This is a genomic window from Streptomyces sp. NPDC126499, assembly GCF_040302485.1.
GTDB lineage: Bacteria > Actinomycetota > Actinomycetes > Streptomycetales > Streptomycetaceae > Streptomyces.
The window spans coordinates 219,323-229,922 of sequence record NZ_JBEOUO010000013.1 but is presented as its reverse complement, the minus strand read 5'-3'; the positions used below and the strand labels follow the sequence as shown (position 1 = coordinate 229,922).

General features: G+C 71.3%; 12 protein-coding genes. 4 read left to right on the top strand and 8 right to left on the bottom strand.

Annotated features, from left to right (window positions below):
- Positions 1–413 precede the first annotated feature (413 nt).
- Entirely contained in the window at positions 414–1,082 is a 669-nt protein-coding gene (locus tag ABTZ91_RS21325) for a DNA-3-methyladenine glycosylase (RefSeq protein WP_352078750.1), read from the bottom strand.
- Between the two features lie 79 nt (positions 1,083–1,161).
- On the opposite strand from ABTZ91_RS21325, the gene ABTZ91_RS21320 reads away from it, so the two are divergent.
- The 3 genes from ABTZ91_RS21320 to ABTZ91_RS21310 all read left to right on the top strand — a co-directional run bounded on the left by ABTZ91_RS21320 (position 1,162) and on the right by ABTZ91_RS21310 (position 3,202).
- On the top strand, positions 1,162–1,944 hold the full coding sequence (locus ABTZ91_RS21320; RefSeq protein ID WP_352078749.1) for a sporulation protein: 783 nt from the start codon (positions 1,162–1,164) through the stop codon (positions 1,942–1,944).
- A gap of 58 nt (positions 1,945–2,002) precedes the next feature.
- A complete protein-coding gene (locus tag ABTZ91_RS21315) occupies positions 2,003–2,536 on the top strand; it encodes a YbhB/YbcL family Raf kinase inhibitor-like protein (RefSeq protein WP_352078748.1) in 534 nt (177 codons plus the stop codon).
- A gap of 159 nt (positions 2,537–2,695) precedes the next feature.
- The gene (locus tag ABTZ91_RS21310) at positions 2,696–3,202 is read left to right on the top strand and encodes an HNH endonuclease (RefSeq protein ID WP_352078747.1); all 507 of its coding nucleotides are present in this window, start codon (positions 2,696–2,698) and stop codon (positions 3,200–3,202) included.
- A gap of 51 nt (positions 3,203–3,253) precedes the next feature.
- Here the strand turns inward: ABTZ91_RS21310 and ABTZ91_RS21305 are convergent, their stop codons facing one another.
- From ABTZ91_RS21305 to ABTZ91_RS21290, 4 genes are all read right to left on the bottom strand, one after another.
- Positions 3,254–4,027, bottom strand: coding sequence for a sulfite exporter TauE/SafE family protein (locus ABTZ91_RS21305; RefSeq protein ID WP_352078746.1), 774 nt, complete (start codon positions 4,025–4,027; stop codon positions 3,254–3,256).
- Between the two features lie 155 nt (positions 4,028–4,182).
- Positions 4,183–5,133, bottom strand: coding sequence for an SPFH domain-containing protein (locus ABTZ91_RS21300; RefSeq protein ID WP_352078745.1), 951 nt, complete (start codon positions 5,131–5,133; stop codon positions 4,183–4,185).
- Between the two features lie 204 nt (positions 5,134–5,337).
- Positions 5,338–5,766, bottom strand: a complete 429-nt coding sequence (locus ABTZ91_RS21295) for an NfeD family protein (protein WP_352078744.1) — start codon at positions 5,764–5,766, stop codon at positions 5,338–5,340.
- A 117-nt stretch (positions 5,767–5,883) separates the two neighbouring features.
- On the bottom strand, positions 5,884–6,681 hold the full coding sequence (locus tag ABTZ91_RS21290; RefSeq protein WP_352078743.1) for an ABC transporter ATP-binding protein: 798 nt from the start codon (positions 6,679–6,681) through the stop codon (positions 5,884–5,886).
- A gap of 154 nt (positions 6,682–6,835) precedes the next feature.
- Between ABTZ91_RS21290 and ABTZ91_RS21285 the strand changes: the two genes are divergently transcribed.
- Positions 6,836–7,627 (top strand): hypothetical protein, encoded by a 792-nt coding sequence (locus tag ABTZ91_RS21285; protein ID WP_352078742.1) that lies wholly within the window; start codon positions 6,836–6,838, stop codon positions 7,625–7,627.
- Between the two features lie 222 nt (positions 7,628–7,849).
- Here the strand turns inward: ABTZ91_RS21285 and ABTZ91_RS21280 are convergent, their stop codons facing one another.
- From ABTZ91_RS21280 to ABTZ91_RS21270, 3 genes are all read right to left on the bottom strand, one after another.
- Complete coding sequence (locus ABTZ91_RS21280; protein ID WP_352078741.1) at positions 7,850–8,095, bottom strand: chaplin; 246 nt, start codon at positions 8,093–8,095, stop codon at positions 7,850–7,852.
- Positions 8,096–8,224: 129 nt separating this feature from the next.
- The gene (locus ABTZ91_RS21275) at positions 8,225–8,869 is read right to left on the bottom strand and encodes a response regulator transcription factor (protein ID WP_352078740.1); all 645 of its coding nucleotides are present in this window, start codon (positions 8,867–8,869) and stop codon (positions 8,225–8,227) included.
- Positions 8,862–10,007, bottom strand: a complete 1,146-nt coding sequence (locus ABTZ91_RS21270; protein ID WP_352078739.1) for a GAF domain-containing sensor histidine kinase — start codon at positions 10,005–10,007, stop codon at positions 8,862–8,864. The genes ABTZ91_RS21275 and ABTZ91_RS21270 overlap by 8 nt, the downstream gene beginning before the upstream one ends.
- Between the last annotated feature and the right edge of the window lie 593 nt (positions 10,008–10,600).

Sequence of the window (10,600 nt, the reverse complement as noted above, 5' to 3'; positions counted from 1 at the left end):
GGGGTATCAACTAATCTGGCGTTGATTTTTGGCACGCTGTTGAGTTCTCAAGGTGCGGACGCTTCCTTCGTACTCACCCTCGCGGGCTTTCCTCCGGGCGCTTCCTTCGTTTCCGACTCTATCAGATCTTTCCGATCCAATTTCCTCGGTGCTTTCCGGGTCCAAATCGACTTTCGTCTTTTCGGGCCCTTCCGGCGTGTCCACTACTTTAGCGGATTTCCCGGGCGGCTCATAATCGAGCCTTTGGAACAGATTTCGGCAACGCCAAAACAGCCCCGTCGGGATTCGTTGTAAGAGTGGATGGCCGCCTGCCTGGGTGCTTGCGTAAGCACTGCCCAGCTCCAACGGCTCGGGCTACATTACGCATCCGCCGCTGCCGAGTCAAGCCTCCCTCGTCAGAGCCGTCAGAGCCGTCAGACCCGTGAGGTCTGCCCGCTCCGCCCGGTCGATCGCTTGCGAGGCACATGCGCCCGGTAGGGGCTGACCGTGCGGTCGCCGTCGATCCAGAAGCGCCAGGGGTGGGGGGCGCCCTCGCCGCCGACTCCGGTGCGGGGGCCGTTGCGGATGAGGTCCTCGGAAGGCGGTGTGCCCATGAGGAGGGAGAGAGGGGCGTCGGGGTCCCCACAGGCGTCGGCGCCGTTCAGGGAGAGGGCGACGTCGAGGGCGGTGGCCAGGCGGGCCGGGCCCTTCGCCAGCTCGGAGTCGTATCGGGCCGAGAGTCGACGCTTTCTGGCCTGTTCCGCACCCGTGAGGATCTCCCCCGCGCGCAGCAGGACTCCGCTCGCCTCTCCCTCGGGGCCGCACACCAGGTTCAGGCAGTGCCACATGCCGTAGGTGAAGTAGACGTACGCGTGACCGGGCGGGCCGAACATGACGGCGTTGCGCGCGGTGCGGCCGCGGAAAGCGTGGGATCCGGGGTCGACCGCGCCGGCGTACGCCTCCACCTCGGTGAGGCGTAGCTCGATGCGGCCGGCCGCGGTGTTGCGGACCAGGGTGCGGCCGAGGAGGTCGGGGGCGACCTCCAGGACGGGGCGGTCGAAGAAGCTCCGCGGGAGCGGCGTACGGTCGGGGCTCTCGCTCATGGCGTCCGAGGGTACGGGGAACCCGATAGCTTCGTGGCGCGTATGTAGGGGTCAGGACGACAAGGAGAGGACGCACGACATGGGGTTCAAGAAGCTGCTGGCGAGCCTGGGAGCCGGTGGGGCGTCGGTGGAGACCGTGCTCACCGAGGAGAACGTCGTCCCGGGCGGTGTCGTCCAGGGCGAGGTGCGCATCCAGGGCGGTTCGGTCGCGCAGCAGATCGAGGGGCTTTCCGTCGGGCTGCAGGCGCGCGTGGAGGTCGAGGGCGGCGACCAGGAGCACAAGCAGGACATCGAGTTCCTGAAGGTGCGGCTCGGTGGGGCCTTCGAGGTGCAGGCCGGCGCGGTGCACGTGGTGCCGTTCGGTCTGGAGATCCCGTGGGAGACGCCGGTCACCACGATCGCGGGTCAGCGGCTGCACGGAATGAACATCGGGGTGACCACCGAGCTGGAGATCGCCCGTGCGGTCGACTCGGGTGATCTGGACCCGATCAACGTGCACCCGCTGCCGGCGCAGCAGGCGATCCTGGACGCGTTCGTCCAGCTGGGCTTCCGCTTCAAGAGCGCGGACATGGAGCGCGGTCACATCCGCGGGACGCGGCAGAAGCTGCCGTTCTACCAGGAGATCGAGTTCTTCGCGCCGCAGCAGTACCGGGGTCTGAACCAGGTCGAGGTCAGCTTCGTCGCGGACGACCGGGAGATGGACGTCGTCCTGGAGATGGACAAGAAGCCGGGTCTGTTCACCGAGGGCAGCGACTCGTTCCGGGCGTTCAAGGTGGGCCTGGACGACTTCCACACCACCGACTGGGCGGCGTATCTGAACCAGTGGCTCGCCGAGGTCGGTGGGCGTCGCAACTGGCTCTAGGGGTGGCTCTAGGCTCGGCCCGTAAGGCCGATGTGCGATCGCGATTCGGAGGTTCAAGGTGACCGAGGCCAAGAGGGCGCCGCTCCCGCACGACTTCCACCCGGCGGTGCCGTCGTTCACGGTGGTGAGCGAGGACGTCGAGCAGGGTGGGTTCCTGAAGGACGCTCAGGTGTACGCGGAGGGGAACACCTCGCCGCAGCTGCGCTGGGAGGGTTTCCCGGCGGAGACGAAGAGCTTCGCGGTGACCTGCTTCGATCCGGACGCGCCGACGGGCAGCGGGTTCTGGCACTGGGTGCTGTTCGACATCCCGGCGTCGGTGACGGAGCTGCCGGCGGGTGCCGGTTCGGGGTCGTTCGAGGGGCTGCCGGCGGGTGCCGTGCACGCCCGTAACGACTACGGGTCGAAGGACTTCGGCGGGGCGGCGCCGCCGAAGGGGGACGGTCCGCACCGGTATGTCTTCACGGTGTACGCGGTGGATCAGGAGAAGCTCGGTCCGGACTCCGACGCGTCGCCGGCCGCGGTCGGCTTCAACCTGCGTTTCCACACGTTGGGGCGTGCGCAGCTGGTGGCGGAGTACGAGAACCCCGCCTAGGGCTCAGCGTTCGTTTGTTGTTTGCCCGCTTCTGGTCTTGGAGAGATCAGAAGCGGGCATCTTTCTTTGCGCGGATATTGCGTTGTCCTACCCGGCGCGCCCGGCCAGAGTTGATCCAAGCCCGCCGCGGGGGTGGGCCGGCACACGGGAGGTGGGCACATGCGGGACACGCTGGTTCTGAACGCGAGCTTCGAGCCGCTTTCGACGGTCACACTCAACCGTGCGGTGGTGCTTGTCCTGCAGGACAAGGCCGTCGTGGAGCAGGAGCACCCCGGTCTGCGTGTGCGGGCGGCTGCCGTGGACATGCCGGTGCCGCGGGTGATCAGGCTGTGCAGGTACGTGCGGGTGCCGTTCCGAAGACAGGCGCCGTGGTCGAGGCGGGGTGTGCTGGTCAGGGACCAGCACCGGTGCGCGTACTGCGGGAGGCGTGCGACGACGGTGGACCACGTGGTGCCGCGGGCGCAGGGGGGCGGGGACAACTGGCTGAACACGGTGGCCTCGTGTGCGGAGGACAATCACCGTAAGGCGGACCGGACGCCGGAGCAGGCGGGGATGCCGCTGTTGCACCAGCCGTTCGTGCCGACGCCGGCGGACGCGATGCTGTTGGCGCTGCGGGCGGCCGAGCGGTCGGAGCTGCCCGACTGGCTGGCCGGGCAGGCCGCGTAGGACTGGTGTGTGTCGTGGGGGCCCGTCCCTGTTCGGGGGCGGGCCCCGCCGTCATTTCAGGGTGAGCTGGAGGATGGCGACGATGCCGACGGCGATGATGACTCCGCGCAGGACGGTGGGGGGCAGGCGCTTGCCGACCTTGGCGCCGATCTGGCCGCCGATGGTGGAGCCGACGGCGATGAGGACGACGGCGGTCCAGTCGAAGTCGGCGACGAAGAGGAAGAAGACGGCGGCGATGCCGTTGACGACGGCGCCGAGGATGTTCTTGACGGCGTTGATGCGCTGCAGGGTGTCGTGGAGCAGCAGGCCCATGAGGGAGATGTAGAGGACGCCTTGGGCGGCGCCGAAGTAGCCGCCGTAGATGCTGGCGAGGAAGAGGCCGATGAGGAGGGCGGTGCCGCCGTGGGGGTGGGCGGTGGTGCCGTTGGCCTCGCGGCGGCGCCGGACGGCGGCCGAGATGCGGGGCTGGAGGAGGACGAGGATCAGGGCGATGCCGATGAGGACGGGGACGATGGCGTCGAAGGCCTCGGAGGGCAGGGCGAGCAGCAGGACGGCGCCGGCGAGTCCGCCGAGGAGGGCGGCGCCGCCGAGGCGGAGGACGCGGGTGGTCTGGCCCTTGAGTTCGCTGCGGTAGCCGATGGCGCCGCTGATGGAACCGGGGACGAGGCCGAGGGCGTTGGACACGTTCGCGGTGATCGGCGGGAGGCCGGTGGCGAGCAGGACCGGGAACGTGATGAGCGTTCCCGATCCGACGATGGTGTTGATGGCGCCGGCGGCGGTGCCGGCCGCGAAGACCGCGAGCATTTCCCAGATGGACAAAGCCATCTCCTTATGGGTTCGGTGAGTCGCCTCCCCGCCCCGCCTGTCGGTCGGAGTCGAGGGGCTCGTCAACGATCATGCCCGAGATTACGTGTACGTGTCAGTCATCTTCGGTGGTGGAACCTGTCCGGAACCGGGTGGGGGGTCCGGGGCGGCGGCCGTCAGTCGACCGGGGGCTCCTCGCGGCGCTCGGGGCCGCTGCCCGTGCCGTTGCCCTTGGTGTTGAAGCCGGGAACGCCGGGGGCGACGTTGCCGAAGGCGCCGGAGAGGCCCTTGAGGGCGTCGCCGATCTCGCTGGGCACGATCCAGAGCTTGTTGGCGTCGCCCTCGGCGATCTTCGGGAGCATCTGGAGGTACTGGTAGGAGAGCAGCTTCTGGTCGGGGTCGCCGGCGTGGATGGCCTCGAAGACCGTACGGACGGCCTGGGCCTCGCCCTCGGCCTTGAGGGCGGCGGCCTTGGCCTCGCCTTCGGCGCGGAGGATCGCGGACTGCTTCTCGCCCTCGGCGGTGAGGATCTGGGACTGGCGGATGCCCTCGGCGGTGAGGATGGCAGCGCGCTTGTCGCGGTCGGCGCGCATCTGCTTCTCCATCGAGTCCTGGATGGAGGTGGGCGGCTCGATGGCCTTGAGCTCGACGCGGTTGACGCGGATGCCCCACTTGCCGGTGGCCTCGTCGAGGACTCCGCGCAGGGCGGCGTTGATCTCCTCGCGGGAGGTGAGGGTCCGCTCCAGGTCCATGCCGCCGATGATGTTGCGCAGGGTGGTGACGGTGAGCTGCTCGATGGCCTGGATGTAGCTGGCGACCTCGTAGGTGGCGGCGCGGGCGTCGGTCACCTGGTAGTAGATGACGGTGTCGATGTTGACGACCAGGTTGTCCTGGGTGATGACCGGCTGGGGCGGGAAGGGGACGACCTGTTCGCGCAGGTCGATCCGGTTGCGGATGCGGTCGATGAACGGGACGACGATGTTCAGTCCGGCGTTGAGGGTGCGGGTGTAGCGGCCGAAGCGTTCCACGATGGCGGCGCTGGCCTGCGGGATGACCTGGATCGTCTTGATCAGGGCGATGAAGACAAGCACCACCAGAATGATCAGGACGATGATGACTGCTGACATCGTGTTCCCTGTGCCCTTCGCTGCCGGTTGTTCACCAGATGATGATCGTGATGATCGAGTCTCCCAGACGCGGGAGGGTCATGGGCGAGGTTCGGTCAGACGGTGATCGGCCCGGTGCCGGTCGACTCCGGTCGGCTGCCGGCCCCCGGGAGGGCGTTCGACGGTCGGTCAGGCGGCGGCGCGGGTCGGCCGGGTGACGGTCGGTCACATGACCACGGCGGTCGCCCCGTCGATGTCGACGACGTCGACCTGTTCGCCCGCCTCGAAGCTCTGGCCGGAGTCGAGGGCGCGGGCGGACCAGATCTCGCCGGCCAGCTTGATGCGGCCTCCGTTGCCGTCGACCCGTTCCAGGACGACGGCCTGACGGCCTCTCAGGGCGTCCACGCCGGTGGCGTGTCCCGGGCGGCCGTCGCGGTGCCGGGCCGCGATGGGGCGTACCACCGCGATGAGGGCCACGGAGACCACCGCGAAGACGACCACTTGGGCGACGACGCCGAAGCCGAGGGCGGCGGTCACGGCTCCGGCGACCGCGCCGACGGACAGCATGCCGAACTCGGGCATCGCGGTGAGCACGAGGGGAATGCCGAGCCCCACCGCGGCGATCAGCCACCAGATCCATGCGTCGATGTCCACATGGGCATGGTAGGGCGGTGGGGCGGTCCGGGACAGGGTGCCGGAGGGCGGAGGGTACGGGGGCCGGAGGGGGCCGGGCGGGGGGCGCGGTGCTGTGCGGTCACGACGCCCCTGCCGTCACTTCAGCGGCAGGCCCTGCGCGGTGTAGCGGTCGCCGAGGTGCTCGACGACGAGCGGCAGGCCGAAGCAGTGGGAGAGGTTGCGGGAGGTGAGCTCGGTCTCCATGGGGCCTGCGGCGAGGACCTTGCCCTGACGGATCATCAGGACGTGGGTGAAGCCGGGGGCGATCTCCTCGACGTGGTGGGTGACCATGATCATGGAGGGCGCGTACGGGTCGCGGGCGAGCCGGCCGAGGCGGCGGACCAGGTCCTCGCGGCCGCCGAGGTCGAGTCCGGCGGCGGGCTCGTCGAGGAGCAGCAGCTCGGGGTCGGTCATCATCGCGCGGGCGATGAGGGTGCGCTTGCGCTCGCCCTCGGAGAGGGTGCCGAACCTGCGGTCCAGGTAGTCGGTCATGCCGAGGCGGTCGAGGAAGGCCTTGGCGCGCTCCTCGTCGACCGGGTCGTAGTCCTCGTGCCAGGTGGCGGTCATGCCGTAGGCGGCGGTGAGGACGGTCTGGAGGACGGTCTGGCCCTTGGGGAGCTTCTCCGCCATGGCGATGCCGGCCATGCCGATGCGGGGGCGGAGGTCGAAGACGTCGGTGCCGACGCCGCCGAGGCGCTCGCCGAGGACGGTCGCCGTGCCCTTGGTGGGGAAGAGGTAGCTGGAGGCGATGTTGAGGAGGGTGGTCTTGCCCGCGCCGTTGGGGCCGAGGATGACCCAGCGCTCGCCCTCCTTGACCGACCACGAGACCTCGTCCACCAGAGCCCGTCCGTCGCGGACCACGGATACGTCCACCAGCTCCAGTACATCGCTCATGAGCGCGTTGTCTCCCCTTGCGGTCGAGTCGTGTCGTCGCCTTGCGCCTGTGGGCGCGGCGTCCAGGGAAAACCTACGCCACCGGCGGGCCGGGCCGGTCCTTAGGGCTTGCTTTGCGCCTTCGGGGCCCGTACGAGTCCCTACGCTGGGGGGCATGCTTTCGGAACCACGCTCAGGACGTCTGGCCGCCTGGGGCAATGCCCTGCTGGCCGGGGCGGTGTCGCCGGACGATGCGGCGCTCGCGATTGTCGGGGAGGACGCGGTGCACCGCGTGGAGGGGCTGCCGGGCGAGGCGGGGCCGGTGGGCCTGACGCTGGCGCTCGGGCGGCTGCGGCGGCTCGGGGTGACCGGGTGGCGGGTGGCGCTGCCCGCGCCGGGGCATCCGCTGGGGCTGAGCGGTCCGCCGGAGTTCAACGCGCGGGCGCTGGACGCGGAGGAGGCGGTGGTGGGCTTCGGCGCGCCGTACGGGCTGGTGCCGGAGGTGACGGAGGCGGGGCCCGCGGGTGATGTGCACGTGGAGGTCGTCTGGCACTGTCTGACCGTGCGGGAGGCGCCGCCGGCGGACGTGCCGTCGCTCGGCGAGGCGGAGCGGGAGCTGGCGGAGGCGCTGCGGGAGGCGACCACGGTGCTGACCCGCCTGGACGTCGCCGCCAGCGGCCCGGCGGCGGAAGCGGCCCGCGACGCCTACCGCGCCCGCGCCGAACCCGGCCGCGAGGTCCTGGCCCCCGGCTACCCGCCGCGCGCGGTCCGCGTCCTGGAGCTGGCCCAGCGCATCGGCCTGCTCGTCGACCTGGCCTACGACCACGGCCACGGCGGCGCGGTCAGCGCGGCCGAGATGGCGGCGCGGGGGGCGGCGCTGCGGCCGGTGGAACGGGTGGCACGCCGGGCGCAGGTCGCGGCGTACAACGCGTACGTGGAGGAGCGGGAACGCGAACGGGGCGTCTGACGCCGCCCGCCGGCGCCGCCTCGCACCGGGGCCGCCCGGCGGGCGCGGTTCCTCCCGCTCCCACGGTCCGGCACGCCCGGACGCCCGCCACCACCGGTGGACGGAGTCCACCGCAGCGGGACGAAGCCCGAGAGGCGCCCGGCGCCGAGCGGTGCGGGCCCCGTGTCGAGAAGGGGACCGGCCCCCGGGGGATCGTCCAGGGGCCGGTGGTTCAGCGGGGCGTCAGTGGTTGACGGCCGTGTTGCCGAAGGCCGGGTTGAGCAGGCCGATCACGTTGACCGTGTTGCCGGAGACGTTCACGGGGACGTGGACCGGGACCTGCACCAGGTTGCCGGAGACGACGCCCGGCGAGTTGAGGGCCTGACCGTGGGCGTGCGCGCCGCCGTGGGCGGAGGCGACGCCCGCGCCGGCGGCGACGATGCCACCGGCGACCATGGTGAGGGCAGCGGCCTTCTTGAGGTTGTTCACTTCAGGATCCTCCTGGTCATCGCTGCGGCCGGTCCGCCGCAGCACGCCCTGGAGAACGCCGCCACCCCCCGTTCGTTACGCCGAACGGGGGACATCCACCCGACAGTATGAAAAAGGGAACGGTCGTGCCTACGAGGTGAGGCCGTGCCGTACGGCCCAGAGCGCGGCCTGGGTCCGGTCCGCGAGGTCCAGCTTCATGAGGATGTTGGAGACGTGCGTCTTCACCGTCTTCTCGGACAGGACCAGCGCCCGGGCGATCTCCCGGTTGGAGCGGCCGTCGGCGATCAGGCCGAGGACCTCCCGCTCCCGCTCGGTCAGCGAGGAGCCGCGGCCCGTGCCGCCGCCCTGGTCCTCCTGGCTGAGGAGCGCGTCGGCCACCTCGGGCTGGAGCAGCACGTGGCCGGCGTGGACGGAGCGGATGGCGCCGGCGAGGGCGTCGGGGTCGATGTCCTTGTAGACGTAGCCGCACGCGCCGGCGCGCAGCGCGGGGACGACCGTGCGCTGCTCGGTGAAGCTGGTGACGATCAGGACGCGGGCGGGATGGGCGAGCTCGCGCAGCCGGCGCAGGGCCTCGATGCCGTCGGTGCCGGGCATCTTGACGTCCATGAGGACGACGTCGGGCCGCAGCTCCTCGGCGGCGGCGACGCCCTCGGCGCCGTCGGCGGCCTCCCCCACGACCTCTATGTCGTCCTGGACCTCCAGGAAGGTGCGCAGGCCGCGGCGGACGACCTGGTGGTCGTCGACGAGCAGGACGCGGATGGGCTTGTCAGCCACCGGGAACCTCCATCTCGATCGTGGTGCCCCGGCCCGGGGCCGATGTGACGGTGAGCGTGCCGCCGACGCCGGCGGCGCGGTCGCGCATGGAGACCAGGCCGAGGTGGCGGCCGGCGGTGCGGACCGTGGCGGGGTCGAAGCCCCGGCCGTCGTCGGTGACGGTGAGCCGTGCTCCCTGGCCGCTGCGGCTGAGGGAGACGGTGACGCGGGCCGCGCCGGAGTGGCGCAGCGCGTTGTGCAGGGCCTCCTGGGCGACGCGGAGCATGGCCTCCTCGTGGGCGGCGGGCAGCGCGCGGACGCCGGTGCTGTCGAAGGTGACCCGGGCGGTGTGGGCGCGGTCGAGGACCTGGACCTGGGTGCGCAGGGTATGGACCAGGCCGTCCTCGTCGAGGGCGGCGGGGCGCAGCTCGACGACGGCGGCGCGCAGCTCGTCGGCGGCCTCGGCGGCGAGCTCGGCGACCTGCTGGAGCTCGCCCTTGGCGCGGGCGGGGTCGCGGTCGACGAGGGCGGCGGCGGCCTGGGCGGTGAGCCGGAGGGAGAACAGCTTCTGGCTGACGGCGTCGTGCAGCTCGTGGGCGAGGCGGGAGCGCTCCTCGGCGATGGTGAGCTCGCGGCTGCGCTCGTAGAGCCGGGCGTTGGTGAGGGCGATGGCCGCGTGCTGGGCGAGGAGGGTCAGGAGCTCCTCGTCCTCGGCGGTGAAGCCGCAGCCGCCGGACGGCATGGGGCAGCGCTTGTTGGCGAGGAAGAGGGCGGCGAGGATCTCGTCGCCGTCGCGGACCGGCAGGCCCAGGAAGTCGGACAGCTCGGGATGGGCGTCGGGCCAGCCCTCGAAGCGGGGGTCCTCGCGGACGTCGTCGAGGCGCTCGGGCTCGGCCTTGTGGAGCATGGAGGCGAGGATGCCGTGCTGGCGGGGCAGCGGGCCGATGGCGCGCCACTGCTCGTCGCTGACGCCGTCGACGACGAACTGGGCGAAGCCGCCGTGGTCGTCCGGGACGCCGAGCGCGGCGTACTCGGCGTCGAGCAGCTCGCGGGCCGAGACGACGATCGTCTTGAGGACGTCACGGACCTCCATCTGGCGGTTCATCGCCAGCAGGGCGCTGCTCACGGCGGCCAGGCCGGAGCTCGGTCGATGGCTCATGCGCTCACCGTACCGGCGGGGTGTGACGGTCCGTATCCCCCCGGGGCCGGCGGTGGGCTAGGACCACGGGCCTAGGCCGAGGGGCCGCGGCGGGGCCGGGGCGGCGGAGCCCTGGTGGGACCCGAGCCGGGCCGGGGGCCGGCGAGGTCCTGGCGGGACCGGGCCCGGGATCGGCGGAGCCCTGGTGGACGCCGAGGCGAGGGGGTCCTGGTGGGCCCCCGACAGGGGCAGCGGAGCCCTGGTGGGCCCTGTCCGCGCCGGGTGCCGGCGGGGCTCTGGTGGGACCGGGGCGGGACAGGCCCGCCCGTGCCGTGAGACCGCGGGTGGGGTGCGGGGGCGACTCCCGTAGGAGGTCGGTCGGCGGTCTCTCCTCCCTCCGGAGGAGGTGCCTCACTGTGCGCATTGCAGGCGCAACATGCGGTGAGGTTGTTACGTGACCGATGTGAGCCCGCGCATAGGACCCACGTCACGTACGAATCCCCCTAGTGGACACGTAAAGGCGAGATGAGCGCTGGGGCACCTGGTCGCGGACCCCTCGGTGCGCGCCCTTGCGAGGCCCCTGATCCACTACCGGGGATCGTACGTCACACCTT